Source organism: Mesorhizobium sp. B2-5-3 (assembly GCF_006441005.1).
Classification (GTDB): domain Bacteria; phylum Pseudomonadota; class Alphaproteobacteria; order Rhizobiales; family Rhizobiaceae; genus Mesorhizobium.
Window position 1 is genome coordinate 260,601 of sequence record NZ_VFUS01000005.1, and the last position, 23,161, is coordinate 283,761.

Annotated in this window: 25 protein-coding genes; 11 read left to right on the forward strand and 14 right to left on the reverse strand. The window is 62.3% G+C overall.

The genetic code is table 11. The features are described 5' to 3' along the window. Positions 1–17: 17 nt before the first annotated feature. Positions 18–536, reverse strand: a complete 519-nt coding sequence (gene fabA, locus FJ867_RS14160) for a 3-hydroxyacyl-[acyl-carrier-protein] dehydratase FabA (RefSeq protein ID WP_140496768.1) — start codon at positions 534–536, stop codon at positions 18–20. A gap of 242 nt (positions 537–778) precedes the next feature. On the opposite strand from fabA, the gene irrA reads away from it, so the two are divergent. Beyond that, a complete protein-coding gene (irrA, locus tag FJ867_RS14165; protein WP_181165297.1) occupies positions 779–1,210 on the forward strand; it encodes an iron response transcriptional regulator IrrA in 432 nt (143 codons plus the stop codon). A gap of 49 nt (positions 1,211–1,259) precedes the next feature. Beyond that, positions 1,260–1,619, forward strand: a complete 360-nt coding sequence (locus FJ867_RS14170; protein ID WP_140557599.1) for a DUF4260 domain-containing protein — start codon at positions 1,260–1,262, stop codon at positions 1,617–1,619. Positions 1,620–1,662: 43 nt separating this feature from the next. On the opposite strand, the gene FJ867_RS14175 is transcribed toward FJ867_RS14170, so the two are convergent. After that, entirely contained in the window at positions 1,663–2,223 is a 561-nt protein-coding gene (locus FJ867_RS14175; protein ID WP_140496762.1) for an SH3 domain-containing protein, read from the reverse strand. Positions 2,224–2,371: 148 nt separating this feature from the next. Here FJ867_RS14175 and FJ867_RS14180 point away from each other — a divergent pair, with 148 nt between their 5' ends. Beyond that, entirely contained in the window at positions 2,372–3,373 is a 1,002-nt protein-coding gene (locus tag FJ867_RS14180) for a D-glycerate dehydrogenase (protein ID WP_140496760.1), read from the forward strand. Between the two features lie 30 nt (positions 3,374–3,403). Here FJ867_RS14180 and FJ867_RS14185 read toward each other — a convergent pair whose 3' ends face one another. From FJ867_RS14185 to FJ867_RS14225, 9 genes are all read right to left on the reverse strand, one after another. After that, positions 3,404–3,892, reverse strand: coding sequence for a GNAT family N-acetyltransferase (locus FJ867_RS14185; protein ID WP_140817679.1), 489 nt, complete (start codon positions 3,890–3,892; stop codon positions 3,404–3,406). A 2-nt stretch (positions 3,893–3,894) separates the two neighbouring features. Continuing rightward, the gene (locus FJ867_RS14190) at positions 3,895–4,653 is read right to left on the reverse strand and encodes a molybdopterin-synthase adenylyltransferase MoeB (protein ID WP_140560889.1); all 759 of its coding nucleotides are present in this window, start codon (positions 4,651–4,653) and stop codon (positions 3,895–3,897) included. A gap of 39 nt (positions 4,654–4,692) precedes the next feature. After that, entirely contained in the window at positions 4,693–5,835 is a 1,143-nt protein-coding gene (recF, locus tag FJ867_RS14195; protein WP_140817681.1) for a DNA replication/repair protein RecF, read from the reverse strand. 11 nt (positions 5,836–5,846) lie between these two features. Then, complete coding sequence (gene dnaN / locus FJ867_RS14200; RefSeq protein WP_140496751.1) at positions 5,847–6,965, reverse strand: DNA polymerase III subunit beta; 1,119 nt, start codon at positions 6,963–6,965, stop codon at positions 5,847–5,849. A gap of 200 nt (positions 6,966–7,165) precedes the next feature. Next, the gene (dnaA, locus tag FJ867_RS14205; RefSeq protein WP_140496749.1) at positions 7,166–8,710 is read right to left on the reverse strand and encodes a chromosomal replication initiator protein DnaA; all 1,545 of its coding nucleotides are present in this window, start codon (positions 8,708–8,710) and stop codon (positions 7,166–7,168) included. An 848-nt stretch (positions 8,711–9,558) separates the two neighbouring features. Next, positions 9,559–9,825: a 30S ribosomal protein S20 gene (rpsT, locus tag FJ867_RS14210; protein ID WP_140496747.1), complete on the reverse strand. Its 267-nt coding sequence runs from the start codon at positions 9,823–9,825 to the stop codon at positions 9,559–9,561. 207 nt (positions 9,826–10,032) lie between these two features. Next, positions 10,033–10,806 carry an enoyl-CoA hydratase gene (locus tag FJ867_RS14215; protein WP_140817683.1) on the reverse strand — a complete coding sequence of 258 codons (774 nt, stop codon included), beginning with the start codon at positions 10,804–10,806 and terminating at the stop codon, positions 10,033–10,035. A gap of 41 nt (positions 10,807–10,847) precedes the next feature. Beyond that, the gene (gene mutM / locus FJ867_RS14220; RefSeq protein ID WP_140496743.1) at positions 10,848–11,738 is read right to left on the reverse strand and encodes a bifunctional DNA-formamidopyrimidine glycosylase/DNA-(apurinic or apyrimidinic site) lyase; all 891 of its coding nucleotides are present in this window, start codon (positions 11,736–11,738) and stop codon (positions 10,848–10,850) included. Further along, positions 11,731–12,972, reverse strand: coding sequence for a phosphopentomutase (locus tag FJ867_RS14225; RefSeq protein WP_140817685.1), 1,242 nt, complete (start codon positions 12,970–12,972; stop codon positions 11,731–11,733). Before FJ867_RS14225 ends, mutM begins: the two co-directional genes overlap by 8 nt. Positions 12,973–13,107: 135 nt before the next feature. Between FJ867_RS14225 and FJ867_RS14230 the strand changes: the two genes are divergently transcribed. After that, complete coding sequence (locus FJ867_RS14230) at positions 13,108–14,025, forward strand: PhnD/SsuA/transferrin family substrate-binding protein (protein WP_140817687.1); 918 nt, start codon at positions 13,108–13,110, stop codon at positions 14,023–14,025. 5 nt (positions 14,026–14,030) lie between these two features. Here FJ867_RS14230 and FJ867_RS14235 read toward each other — a convergent pair whose 3' ends face one another. The 3 genes from FJ867_RS14235 to FJ867_RS14245 form a co-directional block, all read right to left on the reverse strand. Beyond that, positions 14,031–14,651 (reverse strand): TadE/TadG family type IV pilus assembly protein, encoded by a 621-nt coding sequence (locus tag FJ867_RS14235; protein ID WP_140523898.1) that lies wholly within the window; start codon positions 14,649–14,651, stop codon positions 14,031–14,033. A gap of 38 nt (positions 14,652–14,689) precedes the next feature. Next, positions 14,690–15,271: a TadE/TadG family type IV pilus assembly protein gene (locus FJ867_RS14240; protein WP_140513202.1), complete on the reverse strand. Its 582-nt coding sequence runs from the start codon at positions 15,269–15,271 to the stop codon at positions 14,690–14,692. A 127-nt stretch (positions 15,272–15,398) separates the two neighbouring features. Beyond that, positions 15,399–15,821: a pilus assembly protein N-terminal domain-containing protein gene (locus tag FJ867_RS14245; RefSeq protein WP_140496732.1), complete on the reverse strand. Its 423-nt coding sequence runs from the start codon at positions 15,819–15,821 to the stop codon at positions 15,399–15,401. Positions 15,822–16,141: 320 nt separating this feature from the next. On the opposite strand from FJ867_RS14245, the gene FJ867_RS14250 reads away from it, so the two are divergent. The 7 genes from FJ867_RS14250 to FJ867_RS14280 all read left to right on the forward strand — a co-directional run bounded on the left by FJ867_RS14250 (position 16,142) and on the right by FJ867_RS14280 (position 23,146). After that, positions 16,142–16,321 (forward strand): Flp family type IVb pilin, encoded by a 180-nt coding sequence (locus FJ867_RS14250; RefSeq protein ID WP_140496730.1) that lies wholly within the window; start codon positions 16,142–16,144, stop codon positions 16,319–16,321. A 161-nt stretch (positions 16,322–16,482) separates the two neighbouring features. Next, positions 16,483–17,001: a prepilin peptidase gene (locus tag FJ867_RS14255; RefSeq protein ID WP_140513204.1), complete on the forward strand. Its 519-nt coding sequence runs from the start codon at positions 16,483–16,485 to the stop codon at positions 16,999–17,001. Between the two features lie 201 nt (positions 17,002–17,202). Further along, positions 17,203–18,015, forward strand: coding sequence for a Flp pilus assembly protein CpaB (gene cpaB, locus FJ867_RS14260; protein WP_140523901.1), 813 nt, complete (start codon positions 17,203–17,205; stop codon positions 18,013–18,015). Next, the gene (locus FJ867_RS14265) at positions 18,012–19,532 is read left to right on the forward strand and encodes a type II and III secretion system protein family protein (RefSeq protein ID WP_140513208.1); all 1,521 of its coding nucleotides are present in this window, start codon (positions 18,012–18,014) and stop codon (positions 19,530–19,532) included. The genes cpaB and FJ867_RS14265 overlap by 4 nt, the downstream gene beginning before the upstream one ends. Before the next feature lie 14 nt (positions 19,533–19,546). Continuing rightward, the gene (locus FJ867_RS14270) at positions 19,547–20,284 is read left to right on the forward strand and encodes a CpaD family pilus assembly protein (RefSeq protein ID WP_140513210.1); all 738 of its coding nucleotides are present in this window, start codon (positions 19,547–19,549) and stop codon (positions 20,282–20,284) included. Between the two features lie 34 nt (positions 20,285–20,318). Next, the gene (locus tag FJ867_RS14275) at positions 20,319–21,608 is read left to right on the forward strand and encodes a CpaE family protein (protein WP_140513212.1); all 1,290 of its coding nucleotides are present in this window, start codon (positions 20,319–20,321) and stop codon (positions 21,606–21,608) included. 29 nt (positions 21,609–21,637) lie between these two features. Beyond that, positions 21,638–23,146 carry a CpaF family protein gene (locus FJ867_RS14280; protein WP_140496710.1) on the forward strand — a complete coding sequence of 503 codons (1,509 nt, stop codon included), beginning with the start codon at positions 21,638–21,640 and terminating at the stop codon, positions 23,144–23,146. The last annotated feature ends 15 nt before the right edge of the window (positions 23,147–23,161 follow it).

The following is a 23,161-nucleotide window of genomic DNA, read 5'->3' on the forward strand; positions in this document are numbered from 1 at the left end:
GTCGGCCAGGGCGACGGTCAAGCGACCGCCGACTGCTTGGACAGACCGACTTTCAGGTCCGTTGCCGCGTATATGGGTTCGCCGTCCGCCTTTAGCCAACCATCGGCGATGCCCAGCACCAGCCGGCCACGCATCACACGTTTGAATTCCACGCCATACTCGACCTTTTTAACCGAGGGCGTGACCATTCCCTTGAACTTGACCTCGCCGGTCGACAGCGCCATGCCTTTGCCGGGTTCGCCCAGCCAGCCGAGATAGAAACCCGTCAGCTGCCACAGGGCATCGAGGCCCAGGCATCCAGGCATGATGGGATTGCCGATGAAATGGCAGGCAAAGAACCACAGGTCCGGCTTGATGTCGAATTCGGCGCGGATGAAGCCCTTGTCGAAAGCCCCGCCTGTTTCGCTGATCTCGGTGATGCGGTCAAACATCAGCATCGGCGGGTAAGGCAACTGGGCATTGCCCGGTCCGAACAGCTCGCCGCGGGCGCAGGCCAGCAATTCTTCGTAGTCGTAGCTGGATTTCGAACCCGCCATCAATCTCGTTCCCATATGTCCCGGGCGCTGGCGCGCCCTTGTCGTTGGTGTCCTAACACAATCTGTTTCAGGCCGGAAACCGGCGTTTGCGCTTAACCCGCCAGTCTTGCCGGGTCAATGCGCGCTATTGATCGCATCCGGACGACAGAATATATGTCGAAAGGGGTCCGGTTTCGGCAGACATCCATTTTTTTGCCATTCTGGACGTGTCTTGAGGCGGAACTGTGAGCTTGGACGACCAGATGGACCGGGGCTGCCGGAAGGAAAATGTCGCTGTGGACAAGCGGGTTCGTGAAGCCGGCCTGAGGCCGACACGGCAGCGCATTGCGCTTGCCGACCTGCTTTTCGCCAAGGGCGACCGCCATCTGTCGGCCGAGGAACTGCACGAGGAGGCCGTCGCCGCCGGCGTGCCGGTGTCGCTGGCCACCGTCTACAACGCCCTTCACCAATTCACCCAGGCGGGACTCCTGCGCATTCTGGCTGTCGAGGGCGCCAAAACCTATTTCGACACCAACACCTCCGATCATCACCATTTCTATATCGAAGGCGAAAACCGGATTTTCGACATCGCCAATGGTCCGGTCACCGTCACCAACCTACCGGAACCACCCGAGGGGATGGAGATCGCCAATGTCGACATCGTGGTGAGGCTGCGCCCCAAACGCGCCGAATGACCGAAGGCCAAGCACGTATGCACAGCCGGGCACGTATGAACGGCCAGGAATGAAACCCCTCGATCTGGCTGTCCGGCTGGAATGGGCCGCTGTCGCGGTGTCCGCTATCGTCTTTTATGCACTCGCCGGTGCGTCCTGGTGGTTGTTCGCCTTGTTGATCCTGGCGCCTGATCTGTCCATGTTCGGCTATCTCGCCGGGCCGCGCGTCGGCACCGCCTGCTACAATGCCTTCCACATCTTGGTCCCACCGGTGTTTTTGGTGCTTGCCGGCAGCCTGTTCGGCAATGCAGCCGCTATAGCGGTTGCATTGATCTGGATCGCCCACATCGCTATCGATCGCGCGCTGGGTTACGGCTTGAAGCTGTCGAGCAGCTTTCAGGATACCCATCTCGGCCGCATCGGCCGCTAAACGGTCCGGCCTGCGGTTCAAACGAATCGGGCAAGGCCAAAAATCAGTCCTTGACCCGCTCGCCGGGATAGGCGCCCCAGACGACGGATTGGGCGAGCCAGCCGGTATGGCCATCGAGCGTCATTTCGCACCACTGGCCGTCGCAGGATTTGATCGTGCCCATGACGCCCGGCTCGACGATCGCCACCACGCTGGCGTCCTTTTCGGGGCTCCTGAGGAGATTGATCTGGGCGCCCTTGCCGCGCTGCCACGGCGCCACGATCGCCGTGCGCCGGCCCGAAAGCAGCGACTGGTTGATCCAACCTTCCGAACCGTCGGCGTCGCGCACGCGGCGCCATGTGTCGAACTCCTGGATGATCTCCATCGGCAGGCCGGCCTTCAGATACATCCAGTCGACCGAGTAGTTGGCGCCCGGCCCGACACGCGAATTGACGCGGCCGGATTTCAGGCTGACGAATCGTGGCAGCGGCAGGCCGCTCGGCCCGAGCGTGACGACGCTCTGGGCGGGAGCCGCTGCACCTTGCGCGCACAGTTGGGGTGAATAGAGCAGAGCGCCGAGAAATGCTGCGCTGAGGGTCAGGCGAAGCGACGCGAAACCAGACACTTTCGTTCCTTTCGGCGCTGGCCTGCCGGCCCCGGCGCCCCTTTTTCTTTGTCTTCGGCGGCACCGCTTGGTACATGGGTAAATCGGCTACCGCGACCGGCTTCCAGTTTCGCCGGTCTTGGTTAAAGAGGTCTCAACGAGGGAAGCAATGGCAGGCAAAAAGAAGCCTCTCGTGGTCATCACGCGAAAACTGCCCGACCCTGTCGAGACCCGCATGCGCGAGCTGTTCGACGCAAGGCTGAATGTCGAGGACAGGCCGATGACGCAGCCGGAACTGGTCGCGGCGGTCAAGGAGGCCGACGTGCTGGTGCCGACGGTGACCGACCGCATCGACGCGGCATTGATCGCCCAGGCCGGCGAAAACCTCAAGCTGATCGCCAATTTCGGCAATGGCGTCGACAAGATCGACGTGGCGGCCGCGGCCAAGAAAGGCATCACCGTAACCAACACGCCCAACGTGCTGACCGAGGATACGGCCGACATGACGATGGCGCTGATGCTGGCGGTGCCGCGCCGGCTGGCGGAGGGCGCCAATGTACTCACCGGCGACAAGAAATGGGCCGGCTGGTCGCCGACATGGATGCTTGGCCGGCGCATCTGGGGCAAACGGCTCGGCATTGTCGGCATGGGGCGTATCGGCACCGCCGTTGCCAGGCGTGCCAAGGCTTTCGGCCTCTCCATCCACTATCACAACCGCCATCGCGTGCTGCAGGCGGTCGAGGACGGGCTGGAGGCGACCTATTGGGAAAGCCTCGATCAGATGCTGGCCCGCATGGACATCATCTCGGTCAACTGCCCCTCGACGCCGGCGACCTTCCATCTGCTTTCGGCGCGGCGGCTGGCGCTGCTCCAGCCCACCGCCTATATCGTCAACACCGCGCGCGGTGACATCATCGACGAGGAGGCGCTGGTCAAGCTGATTCAGGATGGCAGGATCGCCGGCGCCGGACTCGACGTCTACGAGCACGAGCCCGCATTGAACGGAAAACTGCTCAAGCTCGCGACCAAGGGCAAGGTCGTGCTTTTGCCGCATATGGGGTCGGCGACGCTCGAGGGCCGCATCGACATGGGCGAGAAGGTGATCATCAACATCCGCGCCTTCGTCGACGGGCACCGCCCGCCGGATCGCGTGCTGCCGCTCAGGACCTGAGCGGCTTCGCAACATAATGTAAGTGGAAACTTACGAAACAGTCTTGCGCATGGTGACCGAAGTCGGTCGCGCATAACCTTCATGCGCCGTTCTCACGGTCTCGCGAAAACCGAGCCGGGCAAAGGCTGCCTGGTTCCCAGCCAGCTCGATTCGCGTCTGCAGCTCGATTGCGGCCTTGCCGCGGCTGCGGGCAAAATCCTGGACGGCTTGCATCAACAACCTGCCGATGCCCTGGCCCTGACAGTCCGGCGTGACGGCGAGCTTGCCGACATAGAGGTGGTCGGTTCGTTCCAGGGCGAAGATGCAGCCGACGATCCTGTTGCCGCTGAGCGCCAGCATGCCGGTCTCGCGGCGGGCTTTGTCGCGCAAGGTTTCCGCGGTGAGCAGGTGCGCCGAGGACGGCGGGTCGATGATGTCGTCCATGAAGGCGAAAGCGCGCAGGATCAGGGCGAGCACTTCGTTCCAGCGGTCGAAATCGGACGGAACCCGGGTGATGACGATATCGGCAGTGCGCGTCAACGTCAGTTTCGTCTCTTGTAGCGGATGGTCTCGAAACGCGCGGCCAGCGCGTCGTAGAGCAGCAGTCGTCCGATCAGCGGCTCGCCAATGCCGGTGATCAGCTTGATGGCTTCCATCGCTTGCAACGTGCCAATCACCCCAGTCAGCACGCCAAGCACCCCGGCCTCGGCACAGGACGGCACCAGACCCGGCGGTGGGGCCTCCGGGAAGAGGTCGCGGTAGCCGGGGTTGGAGGTGCCGTCCCTATCGGCTTGGAACGGCATCAGCACGGTCACGGAGCCATCGAAACGGCCCACGGCGGCGTGCACCAGCGGCTTTCCCTCCGCCGCGCAGGCATCGGCCACGACATAGCGCGTCTCGAAATTGTCGGACCCGTCGACGACCACGTCGTAACGGGCGACGAGGGCTTGGGCATTGTCCGCGGTCAGGCGCAATGTGTGGATTTCGACAGCGGTGTTGGGATTGATGCGGGCGATTGCCGCCTTGGCGCTGTGGGTTTTCAGCATGCCGACAGTGTCCGTGCCGTGAATCACCTGCCGCTGCAGGTTGGAGAGCGAAACCGTGTCGTCGTCGATCACGCCGAGCGTGCCGACGCCGGCTGCGGCAAGATATTCAAGCACTGGTGCGCCCAATCCGCCGGCGCCGATGACCAGCACCCGCGCGCGCTTCAGGCGCTGCTGGCCGGCGCCGCCAATTTCGGGCAGCACGATGTGGCGGGCATAGCGTTCGAGTTCTTCGTCGGTGAGGGCGGTGGCGATCATGGCTCGACCATATAGCGGGAGAAAAACCTTGTCAGGTGCTCACACAGCCATCGGCGCGACCGTGCCGTGATCCACGATCAGGAACTGCGCCCGGCCCGCCAGGCTGGAAAACAGCGCAGCATCGGTTCCCGTCATGAAAGCCTGGCAGTTCAATTCCTCCAGGATCGAGAACAGCGCCGCACGCCGGCCACCATCGAGATGTGCCGCGATCTCGTCGAGCAGCAGGATTGGCGTCAAGCCGGACATCTCGCCGGTCAATCTGGCATGCGACAGGACAATGCCGACAAGCAACGCTTTCTGTTCGCCGGTCGAACACAGCGCCGCCGGCATCGCCTTGGGTCGGTGCCGGACCACGAGATCGGAGCGGTGCGGGCCCTCGAGCGTGCGCCCGGCGGCGCGGTCGCGGTCGCGGCCCCCGGCGAGCGTGCGGCGGAACCGCTCCTCGACGTCGACAGCTGGCGTGGTGGCGATCTCGGCTTCCAGATCGCCCGACAGGCCGATATCGGCCTGCGGAAACGGGCCGCTGTCGGGCAGCCTGTCGATCATGGCGGCCAGAAGGCGCACCATTTCGGCGCGCGCCGCGGCGATCGCCACGCCTGTCTCGGCCATCTGCGTCTCGATCGCCTCGAACCAGCTCAAATCCCGCGAACCTTCCGTCAGCAACCGGTTCCGGCCGCGCATCGCCTTTTCATAGTCGAGGGCGCGCTGTCCGTGGCCAGGATCGATCGCCAGTACCAGCCGGTCGAGAAAGCGCCGGCGGTCCGCGGCCGGTCCGGTGAACAGAGCGTCCATGGACGGCGTCAGCCACACGACGCGCAGCCATTCCAGCATGTCCTCGGCCGATCGCGCCGTGGCGCCGTTGATGCGCACCCGCCTGCCGCCCTCGCCAAGACTGTCGCCACTCGAAATGCCCGTCCCTATCTCGACTTGGCCGTCAGGTCCGTCGAGCCGTGCGTGCAGCGCAAAGCCGCCATCACCGCCCTCACGCGCGACGTCCGCGTAAGGCGCACGGCGCAGGCCGCGGCCCGGCGTCAACAGGGAAATCGCTTCCAGCAGATTGGTTTTGCCGGCGCCATTGTCACCGGAAAACACCACCGCGCCCGGCTCAAGCTCGACCGACAGCGCCGCATAGTTGCGGAAATTGGTAAGTGTAAGCTTACTTATATGGGTTTGTGCCGGCAACCGCTACTGCTCTACACCCGCATCGGCATCAGCACATAAAGCGCGGTTTCATCGGCCATGTCGTGGATCAGCGTTGGCGAACCGGCGTCGGCCAACATGAACCGGGCCTCTGAACCGGTCAATTGTGCGGCAACGTCGAGCAGGTACTTGGCGTTGAAGCCGATCTCGATCGGGTCGGCTGAATAGTCGGCGGCCAACTCCTCGGTGGCGCTGCCCGAATCCGGATTGTTGACCGCAAGCGTCACCTGGCCCTCACTGATCGAAAGCTTCACCGCGCGCCCGCGTTCGGAGGAGATGGTCGAGACGCGGTCGACGGCGGCCGCGAAGCTCTGGCGGTCGATGATCAGCTTCTTGTCGTTGCCGGTGGGAATGACCCGCTGATAATCGGGGAAGGTGCCGTCGATCAGCTTGGAAGTCAGGATGACGCTGCCGATGGTGAAGCGGATCTTGGTGTCCGACAGTTCGGTGGTGACCGCCACGTCGGGATCATCGACCAGCTTCTGCAATTCGCTGACCGTCTTGCGCGGTATGATGATGCCCGGCATGCCTTCGGAACCCGCCGGCGCGTCGATCTCGGCGCGCGCCAGGCGATGGCCGTCGGTCGCCACCGAGCGCAGCTTCAGCTTGCCGCCGACCTCATGTGTGTGAAGATAGATGCCGTTGAGATAATAGCGCGTCTCCTCGGTGGAGATGGCGAACTGGGTCTTCTCGATCAGCCCCTTGAGCGCGACCGAGTCGAGCCGGAAGATATGCGAGAAGGATCCGGCCGAAAGCTCGGGGAAGTCCGATTGCGGCAGGCATTGCAGTCGGAAGCTCGAGCGGCCGGAGGTCACCGTCATGGCGTTGCCGTCCTCGTCCGTCTTCAGCATCACCTCGGCACCGTCGGAAAGCTTGCGCACGATGTCGTAGAGCAGATGCGCCGGAACCGTTGTCGCGCCACCCCGCTCGACCTTGGCCGGCGTCGCTTCCGTCACCTCCAGGTCGAGGTCGGTGGCCTTCATTTCCAGGCTGGCGCCTTCGGCGCTGAGCAGCACGTTGGACAGGATCGGTATGGTGTTGCGCCGTTCGACCACGCGGTGGACGTGGTTGAGCGACTTCAGGAGATTTGACCGTTCCAGGATAACACGCATGACGAACCAGGCTCGCTTGAATGAATGAGCGGGTCTCCGGCTGGCGGCGTCCCGCGAAAGGTCTGAACAGGCTTCAGAATCTGCGTAAACTGACAGGAAAAAACCAGCAAACGCAAGCCCGCGCGACCGGTTCGGGCCGGCTACGCGGGCTTTCTGGGGATAAAGGCGGCGAAGCACGCCGCCAGGCGTTTTCGAACGGCTCAGGCCTGGTCGTTGATCAACCGTCTCAACAGTTCCAGTTCCTGCGCCAGCGTGTTGTCGCCGCCGGAAAGATCCTCGATCTTGCGCACTGCGTGCAGCACCGTTGTGTGATCGCGGCCGCCGAAGCGCCGCCCGATCTCGGGCAGCGAGCGCGGCGTCATCACCTTGGACAGATACATGGCGACCTGCCTCGGCTTGACGATGGTGCGCGTGCGCCTGTTGGACAGCAACTCGGTCTTCGACACATTGTAGTGCCGCGCGACGATGCGCTGAATATCCTCGATACGGACCCGCTTCGGCTCGCCGGTGCGGTAGATATGGCCGAGGATCTCGTCGATGCGATCGATGGTGATCTGCGGCTCGAAAGACTGGCGGAACAGGAGTTGATTGAAGGCGCCTTCCAGTTCGCGGCCGCTGCCGGTCACCGTGCGGGCGACGTGATTGAGGATCTCGTCGGAGATGTCGAGGGAAGCGTCGTCGTGCCTGGCGGTGGCGAGGCGCAGCTTGAGCATGCCCAGGCGCATGGCGAAATCGGGGGCCGACATTTCGAGCGCGACGCCGCCATTGAGGCGCGAGCGGACCCGCGGTTCGAGGGATTCCAGTTCCGACGGGGGCCGGTCGGCGGCGACGACGACCTGCTTGGCGCTGTCGAGCAGCATGTTGATCAGATGGCAGAATTCGTGCTGGATCGACTTGCCCTGCAGGAATTGCATGTCGTCGATGATGAGCAGGTCGATATCGCGAAGCTGTTCCTTGAGCGTCAAGGCATTGTTGTCGCGGATCGCGGTGGCGAAGCGCCACATGAAATATTCCGCCGTCAGGTAGACGACGCGCGATTTCGGGTTCTGCTTCAGCGATTCCGCGGCGATAGCCTGCAACAAATGGGTCTTGCCGAGGCCGACCGTCGCATGAAGGAAGAGCGGGTTGAAGCGCACCGCGCTCGACTGCGATTCCGCCACGGCCTTGGCCGCGGCGAAGGCCACCCGGTTCGACGGCCCTTCGATGAAAGAGGCGAACGTGTAACGCGGATCGAGCGGCGATCCCAGCACATTGTGGCGGAACTCGCTCTCGGCCGGCATGCCCGGGCGCGGCGCCGGAGCCCGCTCCAGCCTGCCGGGGCTTACGGTGCCGGCGGCCAGCGCCGTCTGCGTTTGTCGCGTCATCTTGCGCGCCGGCGCCAATTCCGGTTCGGCATGGCTGCGCCCCTGGCGGGTGGCTGTGCGCACGATGATCTCGATCTTGAGGATCTCGGGATCCTCGTGCTTCCAAAGCTCGCAGATAAGGTCGAGATAATGGCCGTTGATCCACGAGCGCAGGAAGGCAGTGGGCACCGAAATGCGAACGATGCCCTTTGAAGCCTCCGCGACCTTCATGCGCCCGAACCAGCTCGAATAGACTTCGGTTCCCAACCGCGCCTTCAACTGGGCCTTGACCCGGTCGAACTTCTGTTCCGCGTCGCTGGAAGCCGCCATCTCATCAGCTCCGATCAGATTTCCTGAAAATGGGATGTCATTGGTAAGCTCCCTTTCGACGCCGCTCTGCATGATCGAGTTCCTTGTCTCTGTACCTGTTTTTCCGCCGGGGATGCGCCTCCTGCATCCGTGTTCCAGCGACTGCGCTTTGCTACGACGCCCGCTGCCGCCGCCGGCAGATGAACGTCGCCCATTGTCCAGGGAACCGGTGCCGGCCCATGGAAGCCAGTCCGTGTTGGGTATGTCAGGGCAATGCAACACCGTCCGGCGAAAATCGCCGGCGCTGTCGACCTGCCATGTATAGTTACGCCAGTCCCCTACCGTATCGAAAAAGAGCAAACCAAACCTGTCCGCGGACTTGATCCGCGCCACAAACCCCGCCAATTTAAGCTGGCCCATTCAGGCTGGGTCAGGGCCACCCGGCCCATCCCTTTCGATGGACCGACATTACCGAAATCGCTGTGGATAGGGCAAGGCCACGTCTAACGGATTTTTAAGGAATCTGGTTAGGTCCGGCGCGCCGAAGCGCCATGCGGCAGCACTATAGTTTGACAAAGCCATTGTGATTCAAACCCTTTTCCGGCGAATATGAAAAAGCCGGGCTGGCGCGAAATTTTGTGAAATAAATCGCTTGACAGCCAGTTGTTCTCCTGGCGCTTCGCCGCGCTGTGGACAACGTGTGGATGACTATCTGTAACTAGCTGGGAAATATTGATTATTTCTGCGGAGGGAGAATTTTTTAGCCGACACTTTTCAAGTATCTGGACCATCAGCCGGCACGCATATGCCGGCAAAGCATTTCGGACCGCAAACTCCGCTTTCGACGCCGTTTCCGAGTATTCTTTTTAAGTGCTTGCCGGCAAACGAAAAAACCCGGCACTATCGGCCGGGTTCTCAGAAGATCAGTCCGGAAAGGGACGTCAGGCCGACAGCACCTTGAGGCGCTGGGCCAGCCGTGAAACCTTGCGGGCCGCGGTGTTCTTGTGGATCACGCCCTTTGTCGCGGCACGCATCAATTCCGGCTCGGCGGCCTTGAACGCCGCCTGCGCGGCGGCCTTGTCGCCGGAGGCGAGCGCCTCCTCGACCTGGCGCACATAAGTGCGGACGCGCGAGCGGCGGTTTTTATTGATCGCCGCGCGGCGGACGATCTTGCGCGTTGCCTTTTTGGCCGAGGATGTATTGGCCATGATGCCTCTCTTCTGATCTGGTCGGCGCATGCGGCATGCCGCAGGGCACAAAAAACAAACGGGCAGCCACAGGGCCGCCTCGGTTGGTGCGGCTTATAGTTCAGCTTTCCCGGCGCGTCAACGCTGGCTGGCGTTCTTTTTGGCTGTCGTCGCGCCGGAGCATTTTTTCAGCCACGCCGAAGCATTTCGCGCCCCGGAGGTGCGCTGTCAGCGATTGGTGAAATTCGGCTTGCGCTTCTCGGCGAAGGCCGCCATGCCTTCCTTCTGGTCGTCGAGCGCAAACAGCGAATGGAACAGTCGACGTTCGAACCGCAGCCCCTCGGCGAGCGTCGTTTCATAGGCTCGGTTGACGGCTTCCTTTGCCATCATCACCGACGGCAGCGAAAAATCGGCGATCTTGGCCGCCGCCTTGACGGCCTCCTCGACAAGCTCGCCGGCAGGCACGACGCGCGAGACCAGGCCGGAACGCTCAGCCTCCGCGGCATCCATCATCCGCCCGGTCAGGCACATGTCCATCGCCTTCGACTTGCCGACGAACCGGGTCAGGCGTTGTGAGCCGCCCATGCCGGGAATGACGCCGAGCGTGATTTCGGGCTGGCCGAATTTTGCCGTGTCGGCGGCGATGATGAAGTCGCACATCATCGCCAGTTCGCAGCCGCCGCCCAGCGCATAGCCGGCCACCGCCGCGATGATCGGCTTGCGCGCCCGGGTCAACTCTTCCCAGCCGACGAAAAAGTCCTTGATGTAGGCATCGACGTAGGAAATCGACTGCATTTCCTTGATGTCGGCGCCTGCGGCGAAGGCCTTCTCGGAACCAGTGATGACCATCGCGCCGATGCCGTCATCTGCCCCGAACACGTTTACCGCGGCCACCAATTCCGCCATGACCTGGGAATTCAGCGCATTGAGCGCCTTCGGCCGGTTCAAGGTGATCAGCCCGACCTTGCCCCTGGTTTCAACGACGATCGTTTCATAGGCCATGGCTTCGGCTCCTCTTCCAGGCAATTGAAGATCGATCTAGCTCACCGCTGACAGGTCCGGCAATAGAAGGTCGAGCGGCCGCTCTGCGTGATGCGCTCGATATGGCCGCCGCAGCCAGGCTTGGAGCAGGGTTCGCCCTCCCGGTCATACACCGCGAAGGAGTGCTGGAAATAGCCCAGCGAACCGTCGGTCTGCATGTAGTCGCGCAGCGACGATCCGCCGGCCGCAATGGCATCTGCGATGACCGAGCGGACCGCCACGGCAAGCCCCCGGCTTTGCTCACCCGCTTTCTTGCCGGCTTTGGCTATCGTGCCCGCCTCGCGCAGCGGCGACAGCCCGGCGCGCCATAGCGCCTCCGAGACATAGATGTTGCCGAGCCCGGCTATCAATCTCTGGTCGAGAAGAGCGGCCTTCAGCGGCGATTTCCGGCCCTTCAGCAGTGAGGCCAGCAGCACTCCGTCAAGCGCATTGCCGGTGGGTTCGACGCCGAGCCCCGCCAGCATCGGATGGGTGTCCGGCGGCCCTTCGCAAAACAGCATGAAGCCGAAGCGACGCGGATCGTTGAAAACCACGCGCGAGCGGGTGCCGTCCCGAGAGGCGACGTCGAAGATGACATGGTCGTGCGTCGAACTCTTCGACCGCTCGTGATGGAACACGCCGGGCATTTCGGCAGCGTCGGCCGTCTCGATGCGAAACGAGCCCGACATGCCGAGATGGCAGATCAGGGCGGGACCGCCTTCGAGATCCATCGTCAGATATTTGGCTCGGCGTCCGAGCGCCGTGATCGTCTTGCCGGTCAGCCGCTCGGCGAATTTTTCGGGGAATGGAAAACGCAGGTCCGGCCGGCGTGCCTCGGCGCGGATGATGCGGGCACCCTCCAGAACCGGCTCCAGCCCGCGCCGGACCGTCTCGACCTCGGGCAATTCAGGCATGGCCGCCCATATCCGGGTAAAAGGAAGTGCCGTAGCGGCCGTGCGCCAACCCGAGATGTTCGGCCACGGTTTCACCAATGTCGCAGAATGTCGTTCTCAGCCCGATGTCGCCGCCCGTCAGACCTGGTCCGATGCCGATCACCGGAATGCGTTCGCGTGTGTGGTCGGTGCCGCGCCAGGTCGGGTCGTTGCCGTGGTCGGCCGTCAGGATCAGCAGATCGCCCTGTCGCAATCTCGCGAATGCTTCCGGCAGTCGCCGGTCGAAGGCCTCGAGCGCGGCGGCATAACCTGCAACATCGCGGCGATGGCCGAACTCGGTGTCGAAATCGACGAAATTGGCGAAGACGAGATCGCCGTCGCGGGCCGCATCCATTGCATCAAGCGCCTGGTCGAACATGGCCATGTTGCCCGCGCCCTTGCGCACTTCCGAAATCCCCCGATGGGCAAAGATGTCGCCGATCTTGCCCACGGCGATGACGCGGCTGCCACGCGCCGTCAGCCGGTCGAGCAATGTCGGCTCGGGTGGCGGCACGGCGTAGTCGTGTCGGTTGTAGGTCCGCTCGAAAGTGGCTGCCGTCTCGCCGACGAACGGTCGCGCGATCACCCTTCCGATCCTCAACGGATCAACCAGGCGACGCACCACCTTGCAGAATTCGTAGAGCCGCTCCAGTCCGAAATGGACCTCGTGCGCGGCGACTTGCAGGACTGAGTCCACCGAGGTGTAGCAGATCGGCTTGCCCGTGCGGATGTGCTCCTCGCCGAACCGTTCGATGACCTCGGTACCAGGCGCATGGCAGTTGCCGAGAATGCCCGGCACCTTGCCCTCGCGGATGATCGCCTCGGTCAGTTCGGCGGGAAAGGCCGGGATCGTGTCGGGAAAATAACCCCAGTCGAAACGCACCGGCAGGCCGGCTATCTCCCAATGACCGGATGGCGTGTCCTTGCCGCTCGAAACCTCCTGGGCGGCACCGTGGAAGGCATTGTCGACGAGATCCGTCCCGAAAGCGGCAAAGCCCAGCCCCGTCGCGGTCTCGGCAGCCTTGCCAAGTCCGAGCGACGCCATGTTGGGAACAAACAACGGGCCTTGGCGAAGTCCTTCGCGATCGGCGCGGCCTTCCGCACAGGCCTCGGTGATATGGGCGAAGGTGTTGGCACCGGCATCTCCGTAGCGTTCGGCGTCGGCGGCGCCGCCTATGCCGAAGGAATCCAGGACGAAGAGGAAAGCACGCGCCATGAGGTCATTGTTGCCGGTTTGAGCACCCAGACATAGGGTTCCACGGCGGCATTGGCAATTCGGAAACCAAACGGCAACCGCTCGGCGCGATAGTCCGGAACCAATTCACTGACGGATCGCAGGACTGGGTCTCCCATGAAAGCTGCCCTGAAGACATGCGCCGCTCTCATGATCGCGCAAGGCGCGGTCTGGTCCGGCTCGGCGCACGCCGACTGGCGTGACGATATCGGCACGTTTCGCATCGGCATCGTCGCCGAACCCGGCGCCGCCAACACCGTTCCAGGCCTGGCGCGGTTGACCGAGGCCTTTACCAACGCGCTGGGCATGAAGGTGGAGTTCGTCGTTGCCCGTGACTATGCCGCGCTGATCGATGCGCAGGCCAATGCCCGCATCGAATATGCCGTCTACTCGGCGACCGCCTACGCAACGGCGTCAAGACGCTGCGAGTGCGTCGAACCGCTCGTGGCTCCGGTCGATTCCGATGGCGCGGTCGGCATCCGCGCCGTGCTGCTGACGAAGGAAGGCAAGGTGCCCAGCCTGGCGGCGATGGAAACCCACCGGATCGCCATGCCGCCGGCGGACAGCATTGGTTCTCTTTTGCCATTGGCCGGACTGGCCGCCGAGCACGTCAAGATCGCAGAGGATGCATCGTTTCTGGTTCGCGCCGATTCCGCCTCGGCCGCGGAAGGAATGCTGGTCGATGGTCAGACCGATGCCTTGTTCGGCTGGGCGACGGCGGCGGCCGACGGCGAGCCAAGACTATCGGGCACGCAGGCAAGGCTCGAAGCCGCCGGGCTTTCGGCGACCGCCCTTCAAGTCGTATGGACGTCGGGTTTGCTGAGATACGGTCCTCACGCGGTGCGTAGCGATCTCGACCCGGAAGCCAAGCGCCGGTTGGCGGTTTTCCTGACCAATCTCAAATCGACGACGCCCGACATCTACGACCTGCTGGAATCGAGGCATTCCGGCGGTTTCGCCACCGTGGTTCCCAAGGATTACGAGATGGCGCACGCCATCGTGCGTCTGGTGTCGGACGGTGGCGTGCGGCGATAGGGTCGTCAGCAGTCGCCGCAGGGGATCGTCAGGCTTCTGCGCGGACGCAGATAATAGGTCTCGCCCATCGATATGTTGTTGAAGACCGTCGTCAATCCGGCCGTCTGTGAGCTGTCTGCGGACCAGGTGATGATCGGTTTGTAACCAAGTTTGCTTTCGACACGAATGAGAAAGGTGCCTGCGACCCTGAGCGTTGCCGGAACCGTAGTGGTTGCGGGCAGGGCGGTGCCGATACTGTAAGCACCATTGACCACCTTGCGCGACCACACCACGTTCACCCTGGGCGGCGTGTCGGTTGTGACCTGTATTGCCGTGATGGTGATATCCGGCTTCGAGCGATTGTACGGCTGCAAGGTGGAGGTGCCGATCTTCATGATGGCATCCAGATCCGCCTTGACGATGGTCGGCTGCTGCGTGACCAGATCCGCGACCATGCTGCCGATGCGGCTGACCTTCTTGCTGGTCTCGATGGCCTGCGAAGCCTCCATGGTGATGAAATACATGATCAGCAGGATTGGCACGATGAGAGCGAACTCGACCGCCGCGATGCCACGGCGATCGCGTATGAAACCGACCCACTTCCCCCAGCGTCCTGCAATTTCTGGATGTGCCCCCGCACGCATCATGCCCGTCCCTTTTTCTTGGCTTTGCTTTCGCCGCGAACTCAGTTGTCGAATGGCTCGTTCTGCCAGGTCACCGATGCAAAATGCAGTGTCTTGTTACCGCCCATCGACTGAGCCAGAAGATCGGTCATGACGGGCCATTTGTAGAAGACCCGCAGCATGTTCTTCGATTCTGCCAGGCCCGGCGTGGTCGCGAAGGGCTGCGAGTTGGCGCCTTGCATCAAGATGATCTCGCCATTCTCGATCTTGAAGCTGGCCGTGGCCGCGTCGGCGAACGTGGTATATGCGCGAAGGTCCACGTCCAGCTGATTTGGGCAATCCTGCGAGACGATGATCTTCAGTTTGTCGCAGATCATGGTCTTCAACTTGTCCCCGGCGACGTCGGCCGGTCTCAACTGCCCGGTGCGCAATTTGCGCGCGATGTCGTCGGTGATGTTGGCCATAACTTCCTGGCCGGCAAATGAGATGCAGCTTTCCAGGATGGCGAAGACAAGAACCGCGAACGGCAATGCGAGCAGCGCGAATTCCAGTGCCGTACTGCCGCGGCGGTCGCCGGCGAAGCGTGCGAAAAGCCGTGCCCGTCTTGCCTTGCGGTCGCTTGTCGAGACGAATTCGATGCTCATGCTCTGATCCTGCCCATCCCCAGACGGTCTCGGCAGGTGTACTAGTGCAAACCAGTTGAAGTCCGGTTTGAATGATCGTTAAAGTCGCCGCGGGCGCCTTAACCACCCGCTAACCTGGACCGCGTGCCTATCGGCTGACGCTCATCTCGGCTTCTGAGGATTTTTCGGCTTCGCTCTTGTAGGAGCTTTCGCAATAGGGCGTGCAGGACATGGTCTGAACTTCAGCGCGCCGGTAGATGCGCACCGACGAGGCCGCCTGCCGCACGACGGTGATCTGTTCATCGATGATCGGGCTGCCATCCTGGTCGAGGACGACGAGGTTGGTGACGCCGAAGCCCTTGCCAGTCAGCACGATCGTCGAGGCGTCCTGCACGGACGCGTCGGCGATTGCCGGGTTGCCGACCACGATCGTGTCGGCGGGGCGCGACAGTTTGACGATCTTGGCCTGGTTCATGGTGACCTCGATGCCGGTGTCGGCCCTGGCGGGCATGACAAAGCTCACGGCGGCAAGAAGCACGGCAATCAGGATCGACGATTTCGGCTCGGCCATTGACGCGCTCCAGGCGGGCGGACTGTTCAACGGAACATGAACGAGATTGGTGAACCAACGGTTAAGCAGGCCCGGGCGCCATATGCCGCGATCGTCATACGCGCCGCGGAGCTGTTTCTTTTGCGGCTGCTTGCCTGGGAATTGCGCCTCGGCCGGCGCTTAGCCCATAGTTAACCACGCAATATGTTCCAACCGGGAAAGGAATCGGTAAGGCTGTTTATTAAGTCGATCGAAAGAGCTTCTCCCTAGATTGGCAGCATCCGATCAACCATCACAGAAGTTGACGGAAGTGCTGTAACACGTGGAGTAGGAGCTCTCGAATGTCTAATCTCATTGCACGTTTCGTAAAGGACGAATCCGGCGCGACCGCTATCGAATATGGTCTGATCGCCGCCCTCATCGCGCTCGCCATCATCGTCGGCGCCGGCGCGCTTGGCAACGCCATCAACGCCAAGTTCGAAGCTATCGGAACGTCCCTGAACAACGTCCCGACGCCCTGAACGACGTCAAGTATATTGAGCGCTCGGATTGCGTTCTGGACAAGGGCCGCCACCTGGCGGCCCTTGTTCTATTCAATGTCTTTTTGCCCTGGGCCTCATCAATCGTTAATCGAACATGCTTAGATTGAGTGCGGCTTAATCCGATAATAGGCATAGCGCCGATGCTTGAAGCCCTGATCTTCGTCGTCTTCCCGTTCTGCATGCTGTTCGCCGCGATCTCCGACATGCTGTCGATGACGATCGCCAATCGCGTGCCGGTGCTGCTCGTCGTCGTCTTCGCGCTGGTTGCGCCGCTGACCGGCATGGAATGGGCGGCCTATGGCTGGCATTTCGCCGCCGGCGCGCTGGTTCTTGCCGCAACGTTCGGCCTCTTTGCAATGGGCGGCATGGGCGGCGGTGATGCCAAGCTGCTGGCCGCGACCGCCGTGTGGATGGGACTCAACATCCAGCTCGTCGAGTATCTCGTGGTCTCGACCTTCATAGGCGGCTTGCTGACGCTTGCCATTCTCGTCTACCGGAAGTCGCCGCTTGCGGTTTTTACCGGCCGCAATCCGTTCCTGCGTCACTTCGCGGACGAGACGACCGGGGTTCCCTACGGCATCGCGCTCGGTTTGGGCGGATTGCTGACCTACCCGGATTCGCCCCTGATGGTCTGGGCGCTGGCCAGGCTGGCGGCCTGACCTTACCGATCATTCCTTGGCTGTGTTGCGGCTGGCTCCGCGGAGCGGGGCTGGCTGTTTGTCCGTGGCTGCGCAATACAGCTAATTTATGTAAACCTTAAATTAATCACGATCGTAAGCATTACATTAACCTTGTTTTGACGATTGCCGCTGCAAAGTCCGGCCTGGCTAGGTGGTTTGCCAAGGCGAGGGTTCGGACAGATGCCAGCATCCCGATTGATTATTCTGAGCGTGGCGGTCGCCGCGGCGGGTGGTGCTGGCTATGTCGCGAAGAACATGGTCGCCGCGCCGCCACCGCAGATCGTCGAGTCCGGTCCAGCGGCTCCCGCCGTGGCATTGCAGGACGTGCTTGTCCTGTCGGGTGATGTCACCATGGGCAGCCAGCTCGAGAACAACATTGCCTGGCAATCCTGGCCGGTCGACGGCATCAACGCCAATTTCATCACCAAGGCCACTGCTCCCGACGCCCTGGAGAAACTGAAGGGGTCCATAGCCCGTGTGCCGATGTACGCGGGCGAGCCGGTGCGGCGTTCCAAGCTGATCGGCGAGGGGCAAAGCTTCATGTCGTCGATCCTGCCTTCCGGCATGCGGGCGGTCGCCACGACGATATCGGCCGACACCTCTGCCGGCGGCTTCATCCTTCCGAATGATTTCGTCGACGTCATCATGACCCGCCGGGCCGATGCCAACAGCGGCGGCTCCGGCTTCAACACCGAAACCATCCTCAAGAACATCCGCGTCCTGGCGATCGACCAGACCATCCAGGAGGACGAGGAAGGCAAGAAGACCAGGGTGGGCCAGACCGCCACGCTGGAACTGACGCCCAAGCAGGCGGAGATCATCACCGTCGCCCAGCAGATGGCGGATCGCCTGACGCTCGCGCTGCGCGCGATCACGGACACCCAGGAAAAGAATTTGGATGAGGCCGACTATCTCGTTTCCGGCAATGGCCGCAAGGGAACGGTCAGGCTGATCAAGTCGGGCGAAGTTTCCGAAGTGGGGGCAAGGAAATGAGGCTAAGCGGTAAACTGCCGGCGATCATGGCAGCGGCTTTCGGCCTGCTGCTCATTGGGACAAACGTGCAGAGCGTTGTCGAGGCCAAGAGTGCACAGGTTTCGGCTTCGGCGGCCACCCAGCGCGTCAAGCTCGGCCTCAACAAGTCGGTTGTCATCGACCTGCCGAGTGATGCCTACGACATTCTTGTCGCCAATCCGACCGTCGCCGATGCGGTGACCCGCACCGCGAGGCGCATCTACCTGTTCGGCAAGGCGGTTGGCGAGACCAACATCTTTGTGTTCGGGCCGAATGGCGAACAGATCGTCAGCCTCGATCTGGCCGTCGAACGCGACGTCGCAGGCCTGGAGGATTATATCAAGCGCTTCATCCCGACATCGTCCATCAAGGTCGAACTGCTGAACGACAACGTCGTCCTGACGGGAACCGTCGACACGCCGCTGGACGCCAAACGCGCCGTCGACCTGGCAACGATCTTCGTCTCGGGCGGTGAAGCGACGACGGGACAATATTCGCAGACCGCGGCCGGCGGCTCGGCCCAGAGTGGTGTCGACATCAACAATCCGGACCAGGAACGCCGCGTCTCGAAAATCGTCAATCTTTTGCAGATCATCGGCGACGACCAGGTCACGCTCAAGGTGACGGTCGCCGAAGTCAGCCGCTCCGTGATGAAGCAGCTTGGCGTCAACATGGTGGGCAGCGGCGGTAGCAACGGCATCAGCTATGACGCGATGAGCACCCCGGCATACGGGCTTGGGAAACCGCTGTCGCAATTCTCGGGAGCTTCGATCGGCACCTCGGCGCTTCAGGCGTATCTAAACGCAATGGAGCAAGGTGGCGTCATGAAGACGCTGGCGGAGCCGACCCTCACCGCCGTGTCGGGTGAGAAGGCGACATTCAGGGTCGGTGGCGAGTTCAATCTCATCACCAGCCGTACGAACAATGTTTCAGACGAGAACAAGACAGGGCAGGTCACATACACCAACGACAAACTCGAATACGGCATCGGCCTGGAGTTCCAACCGGTTGTGCTGTCGGCCGGTCGGATCAGCCTCAAGGTCCGGACGTCCGTGTCGGAGCCTACTGCCGAAGGCGCCACCACGCTGGAAGCTGCAGGCAGGTTGCCCGGAACCACGTTGTTGTCCATCCGCAAGAGACTTGCCGACACGACCGTCGAATTGCCGTCAGGTGGTTCGATGATGATCGCCGGCCTCGTCCGCGATGACGTCAGGCAGGCTGTCGCCGGCCTGCCCGGGCTGACAAAGATCCCGGTGCTCGGCACACTGTTCCGAAGCAGAGACTTCGTGCGCAACGAGACCGAACTGGTGATCATCATCACGCCCTATCTGGTGAAACCGGTGGCACGAAACGACCTCGCCAAACCTGACGACAATTTCAACGCCGCCAGCGATGGCGCCGGTATGTTCCTGGGCCGAGTCAATCGTGTCTACGGCACAATGCAGACGGACAAGCCCAGCGGCCGTTATCACGGCGTCGTCGGCTTCATCTACAAGTGAACGGGGAAGCGGACATGTCTCAGTCAGCATTGCAGGCAAGGACCATCGCCATGACCACGCGCTCCGGCCGTTCGGGAATTCTCCGGCGCGCCATTCCTGCCCTGGCGGTGGCGATGGCGGCATTGCTGGCCGGCTGCGCCCAGCGCGACAGTGTCACCGTCGGCGCCATTCCAGACGACTACCGCACCAACCATCCGATCGTGATCGCCGAGAAGAACCAAAAGATAGATCTACCTGTCGGTGCAGGTGACCGCGGCATGACCGGCTCGCAGCGCGATACGCTCCTGGGTTTCCTCGACGGCTATGACAAGAGTGCTGCCCCGACGCTGACGATCCAGGTTCCGAGCGGCTCGGCCAACGAGGTCGCCGCCGCCGCAGCAGCGCGCGATTTCGCCCGGCTCGCGATTGCCGCGGGCGTCAAGCGCAACCGGATCGTGGTCGTCTCCTATCAGGCTGCCTCGAGTGAGACATCCGCCCCGATCCGGGTCGCCTATATCGCCGTGAAGGCCCAGACCGACAAATGCGGACGATGGCCAGATGACCTGCTGGAGACGTCTGAGAACAAACACTATGCCGATTTCGGCTGCTCCTATCAAAACAATCTCGCCGCCCAGATGGCCAATCCGGCCGACCTGATCGGGCCGCGCAAGCAGACCACCATCGACGCGGAAAATCGTGGCGCGGTGATCGACGTCTACCGCAGCAGGGGTATTTCGGACGAGTTCCTCGGCAATTCTGAAGTGACATACTGAGCCGCGCCCTAAGGAAAAGAGAAGTCACGGAAAGATGACCATGAGCAATCTTGCCTATGACACCCCCGTGGACGGCGGTGAGACCTCGCCGCAGGACATCGCCGCGATGCAGGCGCTGCGGCCGGTTCCCCGCATCTCGATCCAGGCATTCTGCGAGACCGAGGGTGTCGCCAATCCGGTCGAGCGCGCCGGCGAGGACCGCCGCATGACCAAGGCCCATCTCAAGGTCCATATGGGCGGCGTCCCCACGGCCATCGAATTCTACCAGTCGGCGCCGACGCCGAACCTGATCCTGCTGGAGTCGCGCAGCGAACCCAAACAGCTGCTGGAACAGCTCGCGCAGCTCTCGGAATATTGCGACCCGTCTTCCAAAGTGGTGGTAATCGGCCACTACAACGATGTCGGCCTCTATCGCGAGCTCATCCGCTCCGGCATTTCCGAATATGTCATCGCGCCGGTGTCGATGGCCGACATCGTCAGCGTCATATCGTCGATCTTTGTGGATCCGGAAGCCGAGCCGCTCGGCCGCTCGATCGCCTTCGTCGGCGCCAAGGGTGGCGTCGGCTCTTCCACCATCGCCCATAACGTGGCTTGGGCGATGTCCTCCCTGTTCAAATCCGAGGTGGTCGTCGCAGACCTCGACCTCGCTTTCGGCACGGCCAACATCAATTTCGACCAGGATCCCGCGCAAGGCATCGCCGAAGCGGTGTTTTCGCCCGAGCGCATCGATGAAGTCTATCTCGACCGGCTGCTGACCCAGTGCGCCGAACACCTTTCGCTGCTCGCCGCGCCCTCGACGCTCGAACGCGTCTATGATTTCGATCCCGACGCCTTTACGCAGCTTGTCGACACCGCGCAGCGCACCGTGCCGCTCCTGGTGCTCGACGTTCCCCATGTCTGGACGGGTTGGACCAAGAACACCCTGATCAAGGCCGATGAAATCGTCATCACGGCGACGCCGGAACTGGCCAATTTGCGCAATACCAAGAATTTGGTCGACATGCTCAAACGGCTTCGTCCCAACGACTCGCCGCCCAAACTCATCATCAATCAGGCCGGCGTGCCCAAACGTCCGGAGATTTCCCCGTCCGATTTCGCCGAGCCGCTCGGCCTGGCCGCGATGGCGATCATCGGCTTTGACCCGCTGCTGTTCGGCAATGCCGCCAACAACGGACGTATGCTTGGTGAAATGGACGCCAAGAACCCGGTTGTCGCCACGATCAACGAAATTGCCCATGTGCTGACCGGTCGCAGCGAAATCCGGGTGAAGAAAAAAGCGGGTCTCGGAAATCTGCTCGGCAAGCTTTCGCGCAACAAGAAATGATGCTTCTTCAGTGGAATCGGTAGTCGATCATGTTTGGTAAGAGAGGCAGCGACGACGGCAACCGGTTCAAGCCGGAATTCCGCCAGCCGGCACCGGCGCCGACCGCGCCAGCCGTCGCGGATTCGGCCGATACGGCGGTTCTTGCGAGGCCGGCGGCCGCACCTGCGTCGAGCGCTCCTGTTGCACCGCCGGCCCGCCGCGCGGTCGAGGCGCCGCCGATAGCTCCGGAGCCGAAGCGGGCGGCGCGCGAAAAGAGCGAAACCTATTACGACACCAAGAGCCAGGTCTTCGCCGCCCTGATCGACACGATCGACCTGTCGCAACTCGCCAAGCTCGATCCCGAAAGCGCGCGCGAGGAAATCCGCGACATCGTCAACGACATCATCGCGATCAAGAATTTCGCGATGTCGATCGCCGAACAGGAAGAACTGCTCGAGGATATCTGCAACGACGTGCTTGGCTATGGGCCGCTCGAGCCATTGCTCGCCCGCGACGACATCGCCGACATCATGGTCAACGGCTCCAAGAACGTCTACATCGAAGTCAACGGCAAGGTCGAACAGACCGGCATTCGTTTTCGTGACAACCAGCAGCTTCTCAACATCTGCCAGCGCATCGTCAGCCAGGTCGGCCGCCGCGTCGATGAATCCAGCCCGATCTGCGATGCGCGTCTTCCCGACGGCTCCCGCGTCAACGTCATCGCGCCGCCGCTCGCCATCGACGGCACCGCGCTCACCATCCGCAAATTCAAGAAGGACAAGCTGACGCTCGATCAGCTGGTGAAGTTCGGCGCCATCTCGCCGCAAGGAGCCGAGGTTCTCAAGATCATCGGCCGTGTTCGCTGCAACATCGTCATCTCCGGCGGCACCGGCTCGGGCAAGACGACGCTGCTCAACTGCCTGACCAACTACATCGATCGCGAGGAACGCGTCATCACCTGCGAGGACTCGGCCGAACTGCAACTACAGCAGCCGCATGTTGTCCGTCTGGAAACCCGCCCGCCCAACCTCGAAGGGGAAGGCGAGGTGACGATGCGGGATCTGGTCAAGAACTGCCTGCGCATGCGGCCCGAGCGCATCATCGTCGGCGAAGTGCGCGGACCCGAAGTGTTCGACCTTCTGCAGGCGATGAACACCGGCCATGACGGCTCGATGGGAACGATCCACTCGAACAGCCCGCGCGAATGCCTGAATCGTATCGAATCCATGATCGCAATGGGCGGTTTTTCGCTGCCGCAGAAGACCGTGCGCGAAATCGTCGTCGGCTCCATCGACGTGATTATCCAGGCGGCACGCCTGCGCGACGGGTCGCGCCGCATCACTCACATCACCGAGGTGATCGGAATGGAAGGCGACGTCATCATCACGCAGGACATCGTCCTCTACAACATCAAGGGCGAGGACGCGAATGGGCGGCTGCTGGGAGAGCATGTATCGACCGGCATCGGTCGCCCCCATTTCTGGGACCGCGCCCGTTACTATGGCGAGGAGCAGCGCCTCGCAATAGCGCTTGAGGCGATGGAGAAACGCGCTGACTGACGCTGCTGCAGGCGT